This window comes from Streptosporangium sp. NPDC002524, assembly GCF_040295985.1.
Lineage (GTDB): Bacteria > Actinomycetota > Actinomycetes > Streptosporangiales > Streptosporangiaceae > Streptosporangium.
Genome location: NZ_JBEOWK010000010.1, coordinates 171,961 through 190,723 on the forward strand (window position 1 = coordinate 171,961; position 18,763 = coordinate 190,723).

17 protein-coding genes are annotated in these 18,763 nt (G+C 72.6%); 10 read left to right on the top strand and 7 right to left on the bottom strand.

From position 1 onward, the window contains the following. The gene (cydB, locus tag ABT053_RS19330; RefSeq protein ID WP_350970458.1) at window positions 1–942 is read left to right on the top strand and encodes a cytochrome d ubiquinol oxidase subunit II; all 942 of its coding nucleotides are present in this window, start codon (window positions 1–3) and stop codon (window positions 940–942) included. 238 nt (window positions 943–1,180) lie between these two features. Here cydB and ABT053_RS19335 read toward each other — a convergent pair whose 3' ends face one another. Then, window positions 1,181–2,908: an LLM class flavin-dependent oxidoreductase gene (locus tag ABT053_RS19335; RefSeq protein WP_350970459.1), complete on the bottom strand. Its 1,728-nt coding sequence runs from the start codon at window positions 2,906–2,908 to the stop codon at window positions 1,181–1,183. Window positions 2,909–3,119: 211 nt separating this feature from the next. Between ABT053_RS19335 and ABT053_RS19340 the strand changes: the two genes are divergently transcribed. Further along, window positions 3,120–3,665, top strand: a complete 546-nt coding sequence (locus ABT053_RS19340) for a MarR family winged helix-turn-helix transcriptional regulator (protein WP_350970460.1) — start codon at window positions 3,120–3,122, stop codon at window positions 3,663–3,665. Window positions 3,666–3,924: 259 nt separating this feature from the next. Here the strand turns inward: ABT053_RS19340 and ABT053_RS19345 are convergent, their stop codons facing one another. Then, window positions 3,925–4,503: a TetR/AcrR family transcriptional regulator gene (locus ABT053_RS19345; RefSeq protein ID WP_350970461.1), complete on the bottom strand. Its 579-nt coding sequence runs from the start codon at window positions 4,501–4,503 to the stop codon at window positions 3,925–3,927. 86 nt (window positions 4,504–4,589) lie between these two features. Here ABT053_RS19345 and ABT053_RS19350 point away from each other — a divergent pair, with 86 nt between their 5' ends. The 3 genes from ABT053_RS19350 (at window position 4,590) to ABT053_RS19360 (ending at window position 7,089) form a co-directional block, all read left to right on the top strand. After that, window positions 4,590–5,309, top strand: coding sequence for an SDR family oxidoreductase (locus ABT053_RS19350; RefSeq protein ID WP_350970462.1), 720 nt, complete (start codon window positions 4,590–4,592; stop codon window positions 5,307–5,309). A 71-nt stretch (window positions 5,310–5,380) separates the two neighbouring features. Further along, on the top strand, window positions 5,381–6,268 hold the full coding sequence (locus ABT053_RS19355; protein WP_350970463.1) for an LLM class flavin-dependent oxidoreductase: 888 nt from the start codon (window positions 5,381–5,383) through the stop codon (window positions 6,266–6,268). Between the two features lie 101 nt (window positions 6,269–6,369). Further along, window positions 6,370–7,089 carry a spermidine synthase gene (locus ABT053_RS19360; protein WP_350970464.1) on the top strand — a complete coding sequence of 240 codons (720 nt, stop codon included), beginning with the start codon at window positions 6,370–6,372 and terminating at the stop codon, window positions 7,087–7,089. Between the two features lie 176 nt (window positions 7,090–7,265). Here the strand turns inward: ABT053_RS19360 and ABT053_RS19365 are convergent, their stop codons facing one another. Further along, window positions 7,266–7,685 carry a PPOX class F420-dependent oxidoreductase gene (locus ABT053_RS19365; RefSeq protein ID WP_350970465.1) on the bottom strand — a complete coding sequence of 140 codons (420 nt, stop codon included), beginning with the start codon at window positions 7,683–7,685 and terminating at the stop codon, window positions 7,266–7,268. 343 nt (window positions 7,686–8,028) lie between these two features. On the opposite strand from ABT053_RS19365, the gene ABT053_RS19370 reads away from it, so the two are divergent. Together ABT053_RS19370 and ABT053_RS19375 are read left to right on the top strand one after the other, a co-directional pair. Continuing rightward, window positions 8,029–8,343 (top strand): PadR family transcriptional regulator, encoded by a 315-nt coding sequence (locus ABT053_RS19370; protein ID WP_350970466.1) that lies wholly within the window; start codon window positions 8,029–8,031, stop codon window positions 8,341–8,343. Beyond that, complete coding sequence (locus ABT053_RS19375) at window positions 8,340–9,128, top strand: hypothetical protein (protein WP_350970467.1); 789 nt, start codon at window positions 8,340–8,342, stop codon at window positions 9,126–9,128. Before ABT053_RS19370 ends, ABT053_RS19375 begins: the two co-directional genes overlap by 4 nt. 22 nt (window positions 9,129–9,150) lie before the next feature. Here the strand turns inward: ABT053_RS19375 and ABT053_RS19380 are convergent, their stop codons facing one another. The 3 genes from ABT053_RS19380 to ABT053_RS19390 are packed head-to-tail and all read right to left on the bottom strand — an operon-like array spanning window position 9,151 to window position 11,070. Beyond that, window positions 9,151–10,356: a purine-cytosine permease family protein gene (locus ABT053_RS19380; RefSeq protein WP_350970468.1), complete on the bottom strand. Its 1,206-nt coding sequence runs from the start codon at window positions 10,354–10,356 to the stop codon at window positions 9,151–9,153. Then, window positions 10,353–10,916 (bottom strand): hypothetical protein, encoded by a 564-nt coding sequence (locus ABT053_RS19385; protein WP_350970469.1) that lies wholly within the window; start codon window positions 10,914–10,916, stop codon window positions 10,353–10,355. The genes ABT053_RS19380 and ABT053_RS19385 overlap by 4 nt, the downstream gene beginning before the upstream one ends. Before the next feature lie 28 nt (window positions 10,917–10,944). Beyond that, window positions 10,945–11,070: an ABC transporter ATP-binding protein C-terminal domain-containing protein gene (locus tag ABT053_RS19390; RefSeq protein ID WP_350970470.1), complete on the bottom strand. Its 126-nt coding sequence runs from the start codon at window positions 11,068–11,070 to the stop codon at window positions 10,945–10,947. A 162-nt stretch (window positions 11,071–11,232) separates the two neighbouring features. Between ABT053_RS19390 and ABT053_RS19395 the strand changes: the two genes are divergently transcribed. From ABT053_RS19395 to ABT053_RS19405, 3 genes are all read left to right on the top strand, one after another. Then, complete coding sequence (locus ABT053_RS19395; protein ID WP_350970471.1) at window positions 11,233–14,652, top strand: PQQ-dependent sugar dehydrogenase; 3,420 nt, start codon at window positions 11,233–11,235, stop codon at window positions 14,650–14,652. Window positions 14,653–15,135: 483 nt separating this feature from the next. Next, on the top strand, window positions 15,136–15,801 hold the full coding sequence (locus ABT053_RS19400; protein ID WP_350970472.1) for a DUF433 domain-containing protein: 666 nt from the start codon (window positions 15,136–15,138) through the stop codon (window positions 15,799–15,801). Further along, on the top strand, window positions 15,734–16,303 hold the full coding sequence (locus ABT053_RS19405) for a PIN-like domain-containing protein (RefSeq protein WP_350970473.1): 570 nt from the start codon (window positions 15,734–15,736) through the stop codon (window positions 16,301–16,303). Before ABT053_RS19400 ends, ABT053_RS19405 begins: the two co-directional genes overlap by 68 nt. Window positions 16,304–16,330: 27 nt before the next feature. On the opposite strand, the gene cutA is transcribed toward ABT053_RS19405, so the two are convergent. Next, window positions 16,331–18,721, bottom strand: a complete 2,391-nt coding sequence (cutA, locus tag ABT053_RS19410) for an aerobic carbon-monoxide dehydrogenase large subunit (RefSeq protein ID WP_350970474.1) — start codon at window positions 18,719–18,721, stop codon at window positions 16,331–16,333. Window positions 18,722–18,763 lie beyond the last annotated feature (42 nt).

Consider the following 18,763-nt stretch of genomic DNA (forward strand, 5'->3'; position numbering starts at 1 on the left):
ATGGAACTCACCACCTTCTGGTTCGCGGTCATCGCGTTCCTGTGGACCGGCTACTTCGTGCTGGAGGGCTTCGACTTCGGCGTGGGCATGCTGGCACCGGCACTGGCCGGGAACGAGGCCGAACGCAAGCAGGTCCTGGGCACGATCGGCCCGGTCTGGGACGGCAACGAGGTCTGGCTGATCACCGCGGTCGGCGCCATGTTCGCCGCCTTCCCCGCCTGGTACGCCGGGCTGCTCAGCGAGTTCTACCTGCCGATCGTGCTGGTCCTCGTCGGGCTGATAGTGCGCGGCGTCGGCCTGGAGTGGCGCGGCAAGGTCCGGCACGCCTCCGACCGCGCCTGGTGCGACCTGGGCGTGCTGGTCGGCAGCGCCCTGCCCGCGTTCCTGTGGGGCGCCGTCTTCGCCGACCTGCTGCGGAACAGCGCGACGGCCGCCCTGGTCGGCGGGGTGTTCTCGCTCTCGGTGTGCGTGCTGCACGGGGCGGTGTTCGTCGCCCTCAAGACCACCGGCCCGGTGCGCTCCCGCGCCCGGCGCGCCGCGCTGATCGCCTCCGCGGTGGCACTGCCCGCCGCGGTGGCGGCCCTGTCGCACATCCCCGTCGCGGGTACGGTGGCCGGCGCCTGGTCGGCGGCCCCGTGGCTGTGGGCGGGCGCGCTCGCCGCGATGGCCGCCCTGGCCGCCGGGGTCGCGCTGACCTGGCGCGGCCGGGACGGCTGGGCGTTCGCCGCCACGGCCTCGTCCATCGCGCTGGGCTCCGCCGCCCTGTTCGGCGCCCTGTGGCCCGCCCCGTTCCCCGGCCTCACCGTCACCGAGGCCGCCTCGGGCCCGTACACCCTGGGGGTGCTGACCTGGATCGGCCTGATCGCCCTGCCGTTCGTGCTCGGCTACCAGGCCTGGTCGTACTGGGTCTTCCGCAGGCGCCTGGTCGCCGAGGTCTCCTGAGAACGTCGCCTTCCTGACCGGAGCCGAAGCCGGAGCCGGGACCGGGACCACGGTCGGCGCCGCCTCGACCGGAGGCCGGTCAGGAAGGCCCCGGCCTGACACTTCGGTCGGGTCCCGACCGGAATCCCCGGCCGGAGTCCTCGGCACCGGCCGCCCCGGCCGGGACGCCTCGATCCGGTCGTCCCGACCGGACGCCTCGGTATCGGCCCTCCCTCACCGGACACCCCGGCCGGACGGCTCAGTGGAGACCGAGCCGGGCGAGCGGCTCGACGAGTTCCCTCTCCTCGTAGGACAGGTGCGACAGGAGCGTGTCGGTGAGCAGGTCCATCGCGGCCCGCAGGGCCTTGTGGCCGTCGGGTTCCGCGACGAAGGCGACCAGCGCCCGGTCGACGCCCTCGAGGACCTCGTGGATGGCGTGGTGCTCCTGCTCCAGGCGGTCGACGACGGGCGCCAGCCTGGGGTCCGCGCGGCGCAGATGCGGGAAGAGGGTCTGGTCCTCGATGGTGTGGTGGGTCGTGACGACCCGGCAGTAGGACTCGCAGTACACGCCGACCGTCCAGTTGTTCTGGCGCATCGTCATCGTGTTGATGTGCGAGCGCGCGAGGCCGGGGTCCATGGCTCCGGAGGTGACCTCCTCGACGAGCCGCCGTACCTCGGCCAACTCCTGGCGGAGGTGGTCGTGGACGTCGACGAGATGACGTCCGGCCGCCCGCTCCCTGGGGCTGTAGGTGCGGGCCGGGTCGGGGGCCGGGCCGGTGGGACGGGTGCTCTCGTCCCAGACCTGGACGTCGGCGAGCCGGGTGCCGTCGTCCGGGGTCGGCAGGAACCCCAGTGCCGGGACCCCGCCCCCGGCACGGACGGGCGCGCCGGTGACCGGAGCGGTGGCCGACGAGGCCGCCGGTGAGCCGGTCGGCGCAGTGGCCGACGGGGTGGCCGACGGGGTGGCCGACGGGGTGGCCGATGAGTCAGCCGGTGAGGTGACCGATGAAGCGGTCGGCGTGGTGGCCGGTGACGTGTTTCGCTCCCCCGCGCCCACCTCGACCGCCCGGGACCGGTCCTCCACGGCGGTCGCGTTCGAAGCGGCGCGCGCGGCGTCCACGAGCTCGCGTACGCCGGGGACGACCTCGGCCGCGAAACGCCGGATGTCGTCGGGGTCGTCGCTCGCGAGGATGTAGGCGCTCATCCCCTGTTCCAAAGTGAGCTCGGCGAGCTGCTCGGCCCAGACGCCCGCAGGCCCCTGCAGGAAGCCCCGGCCGGAACCGGTGAAGGTGCCGCCGATGTTGTACAGGCGCCGGACGTCGGCGGGTGAGCGCCCCGCACTGAGGGCGGCCTCGTCGATGACCGCGTTCATGGCCGGGAGGGCGTCCAGCGCGGCGTAGGCGTGGCTGGGCAGCCAGCCGTCCGCGAGCCTGCCGGTCATGTCGAGCATGCGCCTCTTGTAGGCCCCCAGCCAGATGCCGACGTCGTGGGCGGGCGCCGGGCCCGCGTGCGCCCCCCAGACGCGGTGGTGACGCCCGTCCACCCGTACGGTTCCGCCGTCCTCCGCCCACATCGCCCGGATGACCTGGATGCCCTCCTCCAGCGCGTCGACCCCCTCGGCGGCGGTCAGCCGGGGGCCGCCGACGGCGGCGATGCCGTCCCGGAAGGCGCCCGCGCCGAGCCCGAGCTCGACGCGGCCCCCGCTGAGGATGTCGAGGGTCGCGACGCTGCGGGCGAGCACCGCGGGCGGGCGCAGGGGCAGGTTCGCCACGTTCGGCGACACCCGCACCGTCGAGGTGACGCCCGCGATGACCGACAGCAGCGTCCACGTGTCCAGGAACCGTGCCTGGTACGGATGGTCCTGCACGGTCACCAGGTCCAGACCGGCCTGCTCGGAGAGCCGGGCGAGCGCGACGACCCTCTCGGCCTGGTCGGCCCTTGGGGTCAGGAAGGTCCCGAACAGCAGCTCGTGCCCGTAGTCGGCCATGTCTCTCCTCGGTGCGTCATCTCGGCCGCGCGGCACGCGTCCCCCCGGATCCCGGACTCCGGATCCCGGCTCCGGCCCCCGGGTGCCCGGGGACACCCGAGGTGCCTGGACGCGCGACACCGCGATGGTGCGGCACGACAGATCGTATGCAAAGCAGATGAATTGTCAAACAGAAGGTCTTGATGACCGTTGATCCTGGTAATCTCGTGGTATGCCCGCAACCTCACGTTCCGGCGCCGAGACCCCGGACGCCCTGGACACCGACCTGGGCTGGACGCTCGGAGTGGTCTTCCGCTCCTACGTCAGGACCGCGAACACGTTGGTCAGCCACCTTCCCGGTGGCCCGCGCGGCTACCAGGTGTTGGTCGCCGCGGTCGAGGGGCTGCCGAGCGGCCAGGGCGCGCTGGCACAGCGTCTCGGCGTCGACAAGACGGTGATGACCTACCTGCTCGACGACCTGGAGAAGGCCGGCCTGGTCGAGCGCCGCCCCGATCCCGCCGACCGGCGCAACAAGCGCGTCGTCGCCACCGAGCGGGGCAGGGCGACCTGGACCGACACGCAGGCCAGGCTGGAGCACGCCGAGGACCACGTGCTGGCGCCCCTGGACCCGGCCGACCGCGCGGTGTTCCGGGAGCTGCTGCGGAAACTGGCCGTCCGGGCCAACAGCCTGGACCCGGAGCACGACACCTGCCGTCTCGTCGAGGAGCTCGACCCCGACGGCGTCCCCGCCAAACCGCGCCGCTCGGCACGCGGCTGACCACCGGCCGCCGCGAGCGCCCCTCGCCCGGCAACCGCCCTGCCCTCCGGCTCACAGAGGCCGGAAAGATCCGGAAGGTTCGGGAAACCGACCACCGGCCCCGCTTTCGGCAGCCGACCGACCTTCGTAACCGGCCGACCTTCGTAACCGGCCGACCTCCGTGGCCGGCCGACCTTCGTAACCGACCGACCTCCGTGGCCGACCGACCCTCGTAACCGGCCGACCTTCGTAGCCGAACGGCTTCCGGTGCCGAACGGGCCTAACCGGCGCGCAGCCCGCCGGCCTCCAGCACCACCGACGCGGTCGTGACGGCCAGCTTCCCCACCCCGGTCCCCCGCACCACCGCGCGGGCGGCCAGCCCGTCGAACACCACCGTCAGCTGGTCCGCCAGCGTCTCCGGGTCGTCCGCGCCGCCGAGCGCGGCCTGCCGCGCGAAGAAGTCGGTCAGCTCCTGCTTGTGGGCGCGGGCCACCAGGGCCGCCGGGTGGGCCGGATCCTTGAGTTCGGTGGCGGTGCCGACGAACGGGCAGCCGCGGAAGGCCGGATCCCCGGCCATCGCCTCCAGCCGTTCGAAGACGTACATGATCTGCTCGCGCGGGGCCATCCCGGTCGCCTCACCGGGGAAGTAGTCCGTGAGGGCGTCCGTCCCGGCCAGCGCGAGGCTCTCCGTGACCAGTTCGTCCTTGGTCTCGAAGAGCTGGTACATCGACCGCTTCGAGACCCCGGCCGCCCGGCAGAGCCGCTCGACACCGGTCGCGGTGATGCCCTCCCGGTAGAAGAGGTCCGCCGCGGCGCGCAGCAGCCGCTCGCGGGGGGTGGCCTTCAGGGACGTGCTCATCTTTGAAGGGTACCTCCCGATTTGGCGTTGGAAACCGATCGGTTTACCATCGTGGAAACCGATCGGTTTCCAACCTGGAGGCTCACATGAAGATCCAAGACGCCGTCGTGCTCGTCACCGGCGGCAACCGCGGAGTCGGCAGGGCCCTGGTCGAGGAGGCCCTGGCCCGCGGCGCGCGCAAGGTGTACGCCGCCGCCCGGGACCCGGAGACCGTCTCCACCCCGGACGCCGTGCCCCTGAGACTGGACGTCACCGACCCCGAGACGATCACCGCGGCCGCCGGGCGGGCCTCCGACGTGACCATCCTGATCAACAACGCCGGGGTGGACCTCGCCGTCGACGACATCCTCACCCACGAGCTCGACGACGTCCGCCGCGAGTTCGAGGTGAACTTCTTCGGCCCGCTGCGGCTCATGCGCGCCTTCGTCCCGGTCATCGTCGGCAACGGCGGCGGCCACGTCCAGAACGTCAACTCGGCCCTGGGCCTCTTCGTCGCGCCCGGTTACGGGCCGTACACCGCGTACGCGTCGACGAAGGCCGCGCTGCTGATGGTGACCAACGGCCTGCGCGACACGCTTCCCGCCCAGGGTGTGGAGCTGTCCAGCCTCCACATGGGCTTCACCGACACCGGCCTCCTGCGGGACCCGACCGTGCGGAAGAGCCCGGCCCCCGAGATCGCGCGGAAGGCGCTCGACGGCATCGAGGCCGGGGCGGCGGAGATCCTCGCGGACGAGGTCAGCGTGCAGGTCAAGGCGGCTGCCGCCCTGGACCCCGCCCAGATCTTCCCGCAGACCGCCGCCGCCTGAGGCGTTACCCCGCGCCCGGCCGTCCGCCGCGAATTGACCTCAAGAAGACTTGAGGTTGAAGGATGGCCTCCATGCGCATCGGAGTGATCCTGCCTTCCGTCGCCGTACAGCGGGAGCAGCGGCTCGACCTGGGCACCGCCGCCCGGCACGCGGAGGAGGCCGGGCTGGACGGCGTCTGGCACGGCGACCACCTGGCCACCGGGGCGGCCTCGCTGGACTGCGCCGTGGCGCTGGCCGTCGCGGCCGGGGCGACGACGCGGATCCGGATCGGGGCGAGCGTGTTCGTCCCGGCGATCCGGGCCCTGGCGTGGTCGGCCAAGCAGATCGCGAGCCTGCAGCACGTCTCGGGCGGGCGGCTGGTGCTGGGCGTCGGGTCCGGCGGCGGCGCCGGGCAGTGGGCGGCGGCCGGGGTGCCGTACGAAGAGCGCGGCAGGCGCACCGACACCGCCCTGGAGCTCCTCCCGCGCCTGCTGGCCGGGGAGAACGTCACGCTGGTGGACGAGCCGGCGGAGGTACGGCTCCAACCGGCCGTGACGCCCCCGCCGATCTGGGTCGGCAACGCGTCGGCGGTGGCCGTGCGGCGGGCGGCCCGCCACGGGAACGGCTGGTTCCCCTCGATGGTCCCCCCTGCGGCGGTGGCCTCGGGAAGGACCGTGCTCGCCGAACTCGCCGCCGCCCACGGACGCCCGGAGCCGGTCGTCGCCGTCGGCGCCACCGGCGTCCTCGGCTCGTCCCCCGGCCTGCCCACCCGCGCCGCCATCGCCTCGGGCATCACCGGGTACGGCATCCCGCTGGAGGAGGCGACGAGGCTCCCCGTCACCGGGAGTCCCGCGCGGGCGGCCGAGCGGCTGGCCGCCTACCGCGAGGCCGGGGCCCGTCACGTGGTCCTGGGCTTCGCCGGAGGCGCCTGGCGCGAGCAGTGCGATCTGCTCGCCGAGACCCGCGCGCTCCTGGCCTGACCATCGGAGCACCTGCGCCAGGGTAGATTCAGGCCCGGTACCACCGGGGCCGACCCGGGCATCGGCCCGGCCGCCTCCCTCGCCATGGACGGACGGCCGCGATGAGCGCGCGTTTCGAGGAGCTCGACTGGCGTCCGACGCCGATCGGCGCCATCAGCCTGCGGCGCCGGCGGGAGCCCTCGCTCGGCGTCGACGTCTACGAGATCAAGCTCGACGACGACTTCCTCATGTCGAGCCTGTTCACGGTGGCCGAGATCGAGCTCGCCCGGCTCGGGCTGGCGGCGCTGCCGGGCACGGACCTCGACGTCGCCGTGGGCGGGCTCGGGCTCGGGTACACCGCCCAGGCCGTGCTCGAAGACTCCCGCGTGCGCTCGCTCGTCGTGATCGACGCGCTCGGCGAGGTGATCGAGTGGCACGAGCGGGAGCTGCTGCCGGTCGGCGCCCGGCTGATGTCGGACCCCCGCTGCCGCCTGGTCCACGGTGACTTCTTCGCGATGGTCGCCGCCGGTCCGGGCCTCGACCCCGAGATCCCGGACCGGCGTTTCCACGCCGTCCTGGTGGACATCGACCACACTCCGCGCCACGTGCTGCACCCCAGCCACGCCGCCCTCTACACCCCCGAGGGCCTGCGCGGGCTCGCCGGGCGCCTCCGTCCGGGCGGCGTCTTCGCGCTGTGGTCGGACGACCCGCCGGACCCGGACTTCACCGCCGTGCTCACCGAGGTCTTCGCGACCTCGCGGGCGCACGTCGTCACCTTCCCCAACCCGCTGCGGGGCGGGGAGTCGGCCAACACCGTCTACGTCGCGACGAACGCCACCTGACACCTCGGCAGCCCCGGCAGCCCCGGCAGCCCTGGCACAGCCCGCCTCCTCGGCCCCCGGTCGCGTCCGGTTCGAGGACGGCCTGCCCGGCCGGTCGGGATCCGGTCTCAAGCACGGGTCGTGACGAGACGCGACCGGCGAACCGGCGACGGCCGGGCAGAAGGCGGGCGTGAGCGTCAGCCGGGCTGGCTGTTGTCCTTGTGCGCGCCCCAGCCGTGCCAGCACTCGATCTCGATCCAGGCGCTGACCCGGGCGCGGTTCCGATCCGGATACTCCTTGCCGAGGTACTGGCGGGCCAGCCGGTCGATGTCGGCCAGGTCCCTGTCCTCGCGCATCTCGACGACGCGCCCGACGATGCTGACGTGGGTGTACCAGTCCTTCTCGTCGAGCACGGTGATGGAGACCCTGGGATCGTCGCGCAGGTGCTCCAGCCGCTTGCGGCCCTCGTCCATGTTGACCAGGATCCGGCCGTCGTCCCAGAGATACCAGGTGGCCGTGGACACGGGCTGGCCGTCGGGCCGGAGCGTGGTGATCACGGCGTGGTTGGGCTTCCTCAGCATGGCGATCGCTTCCTCGGGAAGCGGCGGCTTTGACATGATCACTCCTCTTCGCCTCGGCGTCCCCTGCGGTGAAGGCGGCGCACGCGGTTCACGAGATATACGTCCACGGTGTCACATCCCGAATGGTGACGACCCGGCGACCCTCCGTAAGTGCCCGCAAAGGAGCCCCGCCGCACTTTCCGCGTCCCCCAGATCAGCACTTTTCGCGTCCACCTGGATCGGCCCGGCGGCGGAGACCGGAGGCGAGAGCCCCGGCACGGACCGCGAGCCCGGCGGTCGGGGCGCGGAGAATCCGGTGAAGACCGGCGGTCGCGGCGATTGTCTCGACTACTACGTTCTGCGATACTACGTGAAACGTACTAGTCATCAGGAGGTCGCCATGGGTCTGTCCGAGCTGGGCCGGTTCTCCGAACCGGCGTTGCTGGTGCTGATCAGCCTCGCGGACGGTCCGAAGCACGGTTACGCCATGCAGCACGACATCGCCGAGCTGACCGGCGGCCGCCCCGGACCCGGCACCCTCTACGGCGCCGTGCGGCGGCTGGAGGAGCTCGGGCTGATCACACCTCACGAGACCGACGACGCCCGCCGCCGGCCCTACGAGCTCACCTCCCTGGGACGCCGGCAACTGCGGGCGGAGCTGGAACGCCTGCGGACCGTGGCCCACACCGGCCTGCGCCGCCTGGCCACGGCATGAACGCCCCGGAGCGCCGGACCGGCCGGCTGCACGCCCTCGTCCTCCGGCTGTACCCGCACGACCTCCGGCACCGCTACGGGCCCGAGATCCTCGAACTCCTGGAGACCTCGTCCACCCCGGTCCGCGATCTGGCCGACGTGGCGCGCTCCGGCGTGCGGGAGCGCGCCACGTCGGCGCTGGCGCGGCACTCGTCCCGGCATTCCTCGCGGCGGACCCTGCGGTGGATGACGACCTCGGCGGTCGTGATCGCGGCGGAGGGGGCGCCGCTGGCCCTGTCCGGTACGGTGCCGTGGGCCGTCCCGGTGGTCGGGGCGGTCGTCGGCCTCACGCTCACCCACCGGTGCACGGCCAAGCTGCGGCTCACCCTCTTCGTGACCTCGGGCCTGCTGTTCGTCTACCTGCTGCCGCACCTGTGGGAGGCGGTGAGCGGCGAGGCGGGCCGCGCGCCCGAACTCGTCAGCACGGTCGCGTTCGGCGTCGCCCTCGCCCTGGCCGCCCCGCTGCTGCGTCGCCGTCCCGGACGCCGGACGGCCATGGCCGCGGGGGTTATCGCGGTGCTCGCGCTGCCGTCGCTGGCGACCACGCTGCTCGCCGCCCTGGGACACCTCGCCCATCCCTGGCAGTCGTACTGGCTGGTGATGTCCTCGTACGCCCCGCCCGGGGTCGACGGCGCGCTCGTCTACTACCCGGTCCTCTACACCTGCTGCGCCTTCATGCTCCTCGCCTGCGTGGCGCCCCGGAGACGCCCCGTCCCGCCGCCGGAGGGCCACGGCCTCCACGCGTGAACCTCCCGGGACGCGCACCGCGTCAGGAGAACGCCCGCGGCCCGCGCCCGAAGGCGTTGAGCGCGGTGGCGGCGAGGGCGAGGGCGAGACCCGCGACGGGAGCGGCGGGGACGCCGAGGAGGGCGAGGACGGTCGCCGTGACCCCGGCCGGGACCCACGTCCAGACGGGGATCACCCGGGGTGTGCCGCCCCGGCGGCGGCGCCAGGCCTCGGTGGCCATCGGGACGACGAGCGGGGGCAGGGCCGCGGCCAGCGCCGAGAGCCAGGGCAGGAGATAGAGGTCGAAACGGAGGACGGCCAGCAACGTGCCGGGCACGGCGACGGCCAGCATGGCCGCGGTCCTGGAGAGCCCCGGCATGACCGACCTGATCGCCAGGGCGCCGGAGTAGGTGGTGGTCAGGCTGGGGGCGAAGACCGCCGCGGTGACGAAGAGGTTGCCGAACGCAGCGATGTCGCCGGTGCCCGCCAGCGTCGCGACCACGTCGGGCGAGCCGGTGCGCAGCCACACCCCGGCACCGGCCAGGGTCGCCAGCGACGCGGGGACCACGAGCAGCGCCACGCACACCAGCAGGTCCCGCCGCCCGGCGAGGCCGTGGCTGAAGTCCGGTGCCCGCAGCGCGAAGACGGCGACGTACCCGACCAGGACCGCCACGTCCGGCAGGATGCCGCGGACGTCGGCGGTGACCGGCAGCACGGGCGGGCTCAGCCTGACCACGCACACGGCGACCAGCGCGAGCGCCGCCAGCGTGGTGACGACCGCGATCCGGTTGCCTGCCCGGCCGGAGGCGTAGGAGGCGGCCAGGACGGCGGCGGCCAGCAGCACCGCGCCCACCGGTCCCGGCAGGGAGGTCACGGTGCCGAGCGAGGCGCCGCCCAGCCCGACGTTGAAGCCGTTCCAGCCGATCATGGCCAGGGTGAGCAGGACGCCCACCGCGGCGCGGGCGGCCGGGGAGAGGTAGGTGGGCGCGACGTCCGTCAGTGTGCCGCCCCCGGTGCGGGACGAGCCCAGGCCCAGCATGCCCTGCCCGTACAGGAGCGCGGCCATGAGCGCGGCGCCGAGCAGGACGGCGACGATCGGCACCGCCCCGCCGTGGCGGTCGGCCATCGCCGCCCCCATGGTGAGCGTCGCCGGTGCGGCGCCCAGCCCGAGCCACGCCCCGGCCGCCCCGGTCCACCGGCGGCCCGCCCTGCCCGGGGAGGACGGGACCGGCGGGGATGACGACGTCACGCCGGTGTGGTGTGGGCCTTGACCGGCGCGTCTCCCGGCGCTCCCGGCGGGCCTTTCGGCGTTCCGGAAAGATCCTCCGGCGTTCCGCGCGGGCCCTCCGGCGCCTCGGGCGGGCCCTTCGGCGTCCCTGGCGGGCTCACCGGCGTCCTTGCCGCGTTTTCCGGCGTTCCGGAAAGACCCTTCAGCGCTCCCGGCGGGCCCTCCGGCGTCTCGGGAGGACTTTTCGGAGTTCCGGGAAGGCCCTCCGGCGTCTCGGAGGGTCCGCCTGGGGCGGCGGCCGGGTTCCCGGCGGCGCTGTCACCGAGGTAGAGGGATCCCAGGCGGGGGTCCTCGACCGGTTCCCGCACCGGTCCCGAGATGTGCACCCGGCCCAGGTCCAGTACGCGGCCGATGTCGGCCATCTCCAGGGCGCGGCGGGCGTTCCGCCCAACCAGGCAGACCACCTCGCCCGCGCGGACCGTGACCGAGGGCCCGCGCGGCACCGGCGCCACCCTGCCGTACCCGGCCTCGACATCGCGCAGTTCGAGTACGGTCTCCCGTGGAGCGGGCGTCCCAGACACGCCAGACACCTCAGACATCTCAGACATCTCAGACACCGAGGTAGGCCTCCAGCACTCGGGGGTCGTTCTGCACGACCGTCGGCGGGCCCGCGACGATGGGGGCGCCGCGGTCGAAGACGATCACGTGGTCGCACATCCCCATGACCATGTCCATGTTGTGCTCGACGACGAGGAACGTCCATCCCTCCCGGCAGGGAGCCCGTTCCGCACAGTCCGGCGAACACGACTGTTGACATCCTGATCTTCGGGATTAACATCTGGCGCAGGCCCGCACGTAAGCGCTTACGGATCCCTCACACCCCTCGAAAGGATCCGGATGCCCGCCCTGCCCACCCCCCTCCGCCGGTCGCTGTCACCGGCGCTCGCCCTGGTCACCGGCCTGGCGTTCGCGCTGGTCGCCACGGTCACGACCCCGGCCCCGGCCGCCGCGGCGGCACCCCCCTGCCCCGCCCTCTGCGCCCTGGCCACCTTCGACGACTACGACAACGGCAGCCTGCGCTCGCAGGGAACCTGGCACGTCAACACCCCCGGCGCCGCCGACGGAGCCCTCGCGGGCGACGCGGTGCCCGCGGGGTTCTCCGGCAAGACCCTCGTCGACAAGCTGGACACCAGCGCCCAGCCGGTCCGCTACCGAGGCAACGCCTACGCCACCCTGGGCGACCTCGCCGTCGCGGAGGGCGCCACCGGCACCCTCTTCCTGGAGTTCGCCGCCGACGACCTGACCAGGACCGACGTCAGCCTGGGCCTGAGCGCCGACGCGTCCCCCGGCCTGGGCTTCGACACCACCGGCGACGAGCTCGACCTCGACGACTACGCCGTCCAGGTGCGCGTCGACGAGCGGGGGCTCGTCATCAGGGACGGAGGCCAGGACCGCGTCGTCGACAACGTCACCCTCACCCCCGGCGCGGTCCACCGGATCTGGGCCGTGGTCGACACCGCGGCCGACAGCTACCGCGTGCACGTCGCCGCGCCGGGCGGGCAGCCGGTGCGGGCCGCCGCGGGCGGCGACGACACCTTCGCCTTCCGGACCGGCGGCTCGGCCCCGCTGGTCACCTTCCTGCACCTGAACGACCCGGAGGACCCGCCGAGCGGGGTGTCGTACGTCGACAACATCCACCTCGACCCCGACGCCGCCACCCTGGCCGACCCGACCCCCGCGTTCGACCAGGTCCTGGACCTGGAGGGCTACACCGCGGGCGCGCTTAACGGCCAGGACGGCTGGACCACCTCGGGCGCGGCCGTCGTCGTCGCCGCCGACCCGAGGCAGGCCGGGAACCAGGCGATCCGGATGACCGGCCCGAACCTGCGGGCGCACCGGGCGGTCCCCGCCATCGCGCCGGGCGCGAGCGGCACCCTGTTCTTCCGCTTCCAGCGGACCGGCAACGTCGACACCAGCGCCGGGCTCACCGACGCGGACGCGCCCGCCGCGTTCGGCGACTTCGAGGTCCAGGCCAACAACCAGAACTCCGCGACGCTGAACGCCCGCGACCGGGGCGCCTTCGCCGCCGCGGGCACCTGGGCGGCCGGCACCTGGCAGTGCGTGTGGCTGGTCGCCGACAACACGACCGACACCTTCGCGATGTACAGCAGGGGCGGCCCGTACGCGGTGACCACCCGGCTGCCCGCGGGCACCGAGAGGCGGTTCAGCTTCCGCAACGGCACCGCCGAGGCGCTGGACCGGTTCGCCGCGATCAACGGCGCGAACAGCGCCTCCGCCCTGTACTTCGACGACATCGCGGTCGACACCGGCGGGGTGAACCTGCGGGTGCCGGGCGGCTCCGCCGGCTCCTGCGGCTTGACCGGCGCGAGCGACCTGCCACTGCCCGACCCGCTGCCCGGCGACCCCGTCGTCACCGGCCTCGGCGTCACCCTGCGGGAGTTCGTCACCATCCCCGCCAGCAACGCCACCGCGCCCCGGGCCCGGATCAACTACGCCGGGGAGATCCCCGACGGCTCCGGGCGGCTCTACGTGCCCGACCTGAACGGCAAGATGTACCTCGTCGTGAACGGCGCCCCGAGGCAGTTCCTCGACGTCGCCGCCGCCTTCCCCGACTTCCGGCTCAACCCCAACCTCGGGACCGGCTTCGGCTTCGTCACCTTCCACCCCGACTACCGGACCAACGGCAGGTTCTACACCGCGCACTCCGAGGCGGGCCCGGCCCTGACCACTCAGACGCCCGACCTGCCGTACCCGGCGGGCACCTCCGTGCACAACGTGATCACCGAGTGGACCGCGACCGATCCGGCCGCGAACACCTTCTCCGGCACCAGGCGCGAGGTCCTCAGGCTCGGCTTCGACACCTTCCTGCACGGCGTGCAGGAGATCGGCTTCAACCCGACGGCCGGGGCCGGGAGCGCCGACCGTACCCTCCTCTACCTCGCCCTGGGCGACGGCGAGGAGACGCCGAACTTCACCACCGGGCCGCAGAACCTGGGCGTGCCGCAGGGCAAGATCCTGCGCATCGACCCGGCGGGCACCGGCGGATCCGGCGGCGGGTACGGCGTGCCGCCCGGCAACCCCTTCGTGAACCGCGCGGGCGCGCTCGGCGAGATCTACGCCTACGGCCTGCGCAACCCGCACCGCTTCAGCTGGGACCCGGCCACCGGGAAGATGTACGTCGGCATGATCGGCGAGGTCAACATCGACTCGGTCTACGAGGTGCGGCCGGGCGACAACTTCGGCTGGAACGAGCGCGAGGGCGGCTTCCTGTTCAAGAAGTCCGACCCGACCAACGTCTACCCGCTCCCCGCCGACGACGCGAGGTACGGCTACACCTACCCGGTGATCAGCTACGACCACGACACCGGCAACGCCCTGGTCGGCGGCTTCGTCTACCGGGGCGCGGCCGTACCGGAGCTCACCGGCAAGTACGTCTACGGCGACATCGTCAGCGGCCGGATCTTCTACTCCGAGGTCGGGGAGATGGTCCGCGGCGCGCGGCTCGCCACGGTCAAGGAGCTGACGCTGTTCGACGCGGCCGAGCGGCGGGTGACGATGCGGCAGCTGGCCGGGAACGACCGGGTCGACTTCCGCCTGGGCGTCGACGGCGACGGCGAGCTGCTCGTCCTGTCCAAGGCGAACGGCAAGATCTGGCGGGTCACCCGGCCCCCGCAGCACGCCGACTGCGCCGTGGGCACCGCGACGGTCACCGGCACCGCGGCCCAGTCGAGCTGGGCCCCGCGCACCCCCGCCAAGTGGCGCTTCCCCGGCACCGAGGTGATCCTGGCCGAGGCCGGGACGGCCCCCACCGGCCCGCGCCGCCCGTTCGAGCACGCCGTGCTCACCAAGGGCCCGGTCTTCGGATCGGTGCAGATCGACGCCGAGGTCAGGCTGGACGAGAGCGTGAGCGTGAGCAACCGGGACGTGATCGTCGTCTTCGGCCACCGCTCCGACACGCGGTACTACTACGTCCACCTGTCGCAGGACAACACCATCTACCCGCACAACGGCATCTTCGTGGTGAACAACGCCGACCGGCTCCGCGTCGACGACCAGTGGACCGGCGCGGTCGGCGCTCCCCCGGCGGTGACCGACGCCGATTGGCACCGGGTCCGCGTCCGGCACTGCGCCGGCACGGGCGAGATCGCGGTCTACGTGGACGGCTCGCCGACCCCGCTGATGACGGCCACCGACACCACCTTCTCCTCCGGCCGCACCGGCTTCGGCTCCTTCGACAACTTCGGCCGCACCCGGAACTTCTCCGCCACCGGCACCGCCCTGACCTCCGGGCCGTGACCAGACCCCGAACGAGGTAACCGGGAGCGCGGCACGGCACCCCCGTGCCGCGCTTCCTCGAGGGCAGGACTTCCGGCCGAGCGATGTCGATCACCCGGCGGCTATCGCCGGCCGGCCGTAGGAACACGCTCCGTTCACTGTCGCGGCTGTGCACCGGAGAGGTGGACGTCGACGCCGCCCACCGGCCGCCGGCCGGTCACGTCACGTTCCGAGATGAGCGTTGACCGGATGTTTTCTCAAAGGGCGGCGACCGAGGGCCCTCGAACATCACAATGGGTCGTCACTCGATCACCTGAGGAGAACGGCCGTGGCTGAGCCCTACGAGGGCAAGAGGCGGCGAGGAAGTCCGTCACCCGGGGTCACCCCATCATGATCTTCCCGCCGCAGGCCGTGATGGCCACGGATGCGGCGAGGCACCCTGTCCGGCGATAGGCCGATCGGCGATGATGACAGTAAGTACGACGATGGGAGGAGGCGAGCGACGTGGACGATATCCGGACTCGGACGGGTCTGCTGAGTCAGAGCGACGCCGCGCGCTTCCTCGACATCCGGCAGCAGACCTTCAACCGCTGGGCCAGGGGCCACGAACGGGAACGTCCGCTACTGCACGTTCTTCCCTCCACCGGGACCAGGCAGGCGACAGTGCCGTTCGTCGCCATGGCCGAGGCGTACGTGCTCGACGCCCTCAAGCGGGCCGGGGTGAAACCGGGCAGGATCCGGCCCGCACTCCAGCGGCTTCAGCAGGAATTCGGTCACGAGTACGTTCTGCTCGCGCCCGAGCTGGCGACGGACGGCATCGACGTGCTCTGGGACTTCTCCCGGACGGAGGCCGGTGCGGGGCTCATCGAGGGCAGCACGGGCCAGCACGTCATCAGGGAGATCGTCACCGACTACCTGGACTACGTGATCCGCGCCGAGGACGGGTTTCCCGCGAGCCTGAAACTACGCACCTGTCTACCGTCCACGGTGGTGATCGATCCGCTCCGGGCGTTCGGGCAGCCGATCTTCGCGCAGACACGCACCCGGGTGGCCGAGGTCGCGGCCATGATGAAGGCCGGAGAGGCGCCCGAGGTGATCGCCGATGAGCTCGGAGTCACCCTCGACGACGTCAGAACCGCTACCCGCATCCTCCTGGGCCACGCCGCCTGAGTTCTACCTCGACGAGAACAGCGTCAGCCGCAGCGTCCGAAAACTACTGGGCGGCCTGGGCTACCAGGTGCACACTCCCGCGGAACTGTTCGGTTCGAGAGACGAGGCACTCGGCGTCCCCGACGAGCGATGGCTGCCCCTGGTGGGGCAGCGTGGCTGGCTGGTGGTCGCATGTGACATCCGTATCTTCGAGCGTCCGCACGAATACCGCGCCTACCTCATGGCCAAGGTCGCGGTGTTCCTGCTGCCGGGAGAGTCGAAGATCGAGGAGCGCAAGGAGCTGATCACTCACAATCTTTCGGCGATGTGCAGCGAGGCCAGCCAGCTCCGGGCCGGTGTGTGGCGATTGACCCCGCACGGCCTGGAGGCCTACGAGCCTCCGGCCGCCAGGAGGAAACGCGTACGGCGCCCGAGAAGCATCGATTGCGGGCCCTCCGATGATGTGATCAGCTTGACGGTCGACAGTATCCGGACACCGAAAGCCGACGGATGCCGGACGTAGGAGCGGGCCTCCGCCCAGGGTAACGGTTCAACCGGCGGCCGCGCGGCGGAGGTCGAACAGCTCCGACGGGGAGATCGGCATCTTGTCGATCCGGATCCCCTCCGCGTCCTCGATCGCCGAGGCGAGCACCGCCGAGCCCGGGATGACCCCCGCCTCGCCCGCTCCCTTGATGCCCAGCGGGTTCAGCGGGGACGGGGTCTCCAGGTGGGCGGTCTCGATGTGGGGCACCTCGGTGGCGTACGGCATCAGGAAGTCCATGAAGGAGGCGTTCAGCAGCTGGCCGTGGCCGTCGTAGACCATCTTCTCGTAGAGGGCCCCGCCGACGCCCTGGGCGACCCCGCCGTGGATCTGGCCCTCGACGATCATCGGGTTGATGAGCTTGCCGCAGTCGTGGACGACGGCGTAGCGCAGGATGCGGATCTCGGCGGTGAGCGGGTCGGTCTCGACGACGGCCGCGTGCATGCCGGAGGCGAAGGTCGAGCGGATCGGCGAGTAGTAGTCGCGGCCCTCCAGCCCCGGCTCCTCCCCCTCCTCCACCGGCGGCCGGTCGTAGGACGCGACGCCCGCGAACTGGGTGGCCCTGGCCGCCTCCTCGTCGAAGGCGTAGCGCAGCGGGTTGGACAGCACCGCCACGGTCGCCAGCGGGATCGAGGCGCCGGGGGTGCCCGCCACCCGCACCTCCCCGTCGACGATCTCCAGGTCGCGGGGGTCGGCCTCCAGCGCGTCGGCGGCGATCCGCAGGGCCTTCTCCCTCACCTTCCTGCAGGCGAGCGCGATCGCGTTGCCGCTCATCACCGCGGCGCGCGAGGCGAACGTGCCGACCGCGTAGCCGAACCTGCGAGTGTCGCCGGTGACGACCGAGACCCGTTCCATCGGCACGCCCAGCTCGGACGCGGCGATCTGCGCGAACACCGTCTCGTGGCCCTGCCCCTGCGAGGTGAGGCCGGTGGAGACGTGCACCCGGCCGTCGGAGGTGATCTGGACGTGCCCGCCCTCGTACGGGCCGACGCCGGTGCCCTCGACGTAGCAGCCGACGCCGATCCCGATCGTGCGGCCCTCCTCGGCGGCGCGGGCCTTCAGCGCGGGGAAGTCGTCCCAGCCGATCATCTCCTTGAGCATCCGCAGCGACTCGGGGTAGTCGCCGCTGTCGTAGATCAGCGGGCGGCCGTCCTGGAAGATCAGGCCCTGGTCGTAGGGGAACTCGTCGGGCTGGATGAAGTTGACCGCGCGCACCGCCGTGCGGTCGGCCCCGAGATACTCGGCGATGTGGTCCATGGTCCGCTCCATGCAGAACACCCCCTGGGGGCGGCCCGCGCCCCGGTACGGGGTGACCTGCACGGTGTTGGTGTAGATCGAGGAGAACTCGACCCGGTAGGCGCCGATCCGGTACGGGCCGAGCAGCTGGGTGGAGGTGATGATCGGCACGATGATCCCGTACGGCGTGTAGGCGCCGTGGTCGTGCAGGATCTCGACGTCCAGGCCGAGCACCCGGCCCTCGTCGTCGAAGCCGACCCGGACCGCCTGCACCTGGGCCCGCTCGTGCGCGGAGGAAATGAAGTGCTCGCGCCGGTCCTCGGTCCACTTGACCTCGTGGCCGAGCGTCATCGCCGCCCACGGGACGAGGATCTCCTCCGGCCACGGGTGGACGATCTTCACGCCGAAGCCGCCGCCCACGTCGGGGGCGATCACCTCGACCTTCGGCAGCGGCAGGCCGAGCTTGGCCGCGATCGCCATGCGGACGCTGGTGGAGGTCTGGGTGCTGGAGTGGACGCGCAGGGAGTGGTCGTCGGCGTCCCAGCGGGCGTGCACGCCGCGTCCCTCCAGCGGCATGGACGCGCTGCGCTCGATGTCGAGCCGGAAGGACAGCGTGTGCGGCGCGGCGTCGATCGCCTCGCGCGCGCCGAGCCCGGCGGCCGAGGGCACCTCCTGGACGAGGTGCGCGCCGACGTTGCCCGGCACGCCCTCGTGGACGAGCTGGGCCGACTGCGCGGCCTCCTCCACCCCGACCACCGGCTTGAGGATCTCGTAGTCGACCTGGATGAGCGCGCAGGCGTCCTCGGCGAGGTAGCGGTCGCGGGCGACGACCATCACGACGGGCTCGCCGACGTGCCTGACGATCTCGCGGGCCAGCGGGTACGCGGTGCGGCCGTGGGTGAGCGCCGGGTGCGGGATGAGCAGCGGCAGCGGCTGGGCGAGCGCGCCGGGCAGGTCCTCCCAGGTGTAGATCGCCACCAGCCCGTCGACCTCGATGGCGGCCGAGACGTCGATGTCGCGGATCCTGGCGTGGGCGTGCGGGGACCGGACGAACGCCGCCTCCAGCGCCCCGGCCCCCAGGTCGTCGACGTAGCGGCCCTGGCCGGTCAGCAGCCGGGGGTCCTCGCGCCGGACGACCGGCTCGCCGAACAGTTTCGTGGTCATGATCGCCTCACCTGCCCGCCCGCTGGGACACGTCTCTCGCCG

What these genes read in the sequence shown, in the direction of transcription:
- cydB (WP_350970458.1), top strand. Translation starts at nt 1, where the DNA reads ATGGAACTCACCACCTTCTGGTTCGCGGTCATCGCGTTCCTGTGGACC.
- ABT053_RS19335 (WP_350970459.1), bottom strand. Translation starts at nt 2,908, where the DNA reads ATGGCCGACTACGGGCACGAGCTGCTGTTCGGGACCTTCCTGACCCCA.
- ABT053_RS19340 (WP_350970460.1), top strand. Translation starts at nt 3,120, where the DNA reads ATGCCCGCAACCTCACGTTCCGGCGCCGAGACCCCGGACGCCCTGGAC.
- ABT053_RS19345 (WP_350970461.1), bottom strand. Translation starts at nt 4,503, where the DNA reads ATGAGCACGTCCCTGAAGGCCACCCCCCGCGAGCGGCTGCTGCGCGCC.
- ABT053_RS19350 (WP_350970462.1), top strand. Translation starts at nt 4,590, where the DNA reads ATGAAGATCCAAGACGCCGTCGTGCTCGTCACCGGCGGCAACCGCGGA.
- ABT053_RS19355 (WP_350970463.1), top strand. Translation starts at nt 5,381, where the DNA reads ATGCGCATCGGAGTGATCCTGCCTTCCGTCGCCGTACAGCGGGAGCAG.
- ABT053_RS19360 (WP_350970464.1), top strand. Translation starts at nt 6,370, where the DNA reads ATGAGCGCGCGTTTCGAGGAGCTCGACTGGCGTCCGACGCCGATCGGC.
- ABT053_RS19365 (WP_350970465.1), bottom strand. Translation starts at nt 7,685, where the DNA reads ATGTCAAAGCCGCCGCTTCCCGAGGAAGCGATCGCCATGCTGAGGAAG.
- ABT053_RS19370 (WP_350970466.1), top strand. Translation starts at nt 8,029, where the DNA reads ATGGGTCTGTCCGAGCTGGGCCGGTTCTCCGAACCGGCGTTGCTGGTG.
- ABT053_RS19375 (WP_350970467.1), top strand. Translation starts at nt 8,340, where the DNA reads ATGAACGCCCCGGAGCGCCGGACCGGCCGGCTGCACGCCCTCGTCCTC.
- ABT053_RS19390 (WP_350970470.1), bottom strand. Translation starts at nt 11,070, where the DNA reads ATGGACATGGTCATGGGGATGTGCGACCACGTGATCGTCTTCGACCGC.
- ABT053_RS19395 (WP_350970471.1), top strand. Translation starts at nt 11,233, where the DNA reads ATGCCCGCCCTGCCCACCCCCCTCCGCCGGTCGCTGTCACCGGCGCTC.
- ABT053_RS19405 (WP_350970473.1), top strand. Translation starts at nt 15,734, where the DNA reads ATGAGCTCGGAGTCACCCTCGACGACGTCAGAACCGCTACCCGCATCC.
- cutA (WP_350970474.1), bottom strand. Translation starts at nt 18,721, where the DNA reads ATGACCACGAAACTGTTCGGCGAGCCGGTCGTCCGGCGCGAGGACCCC.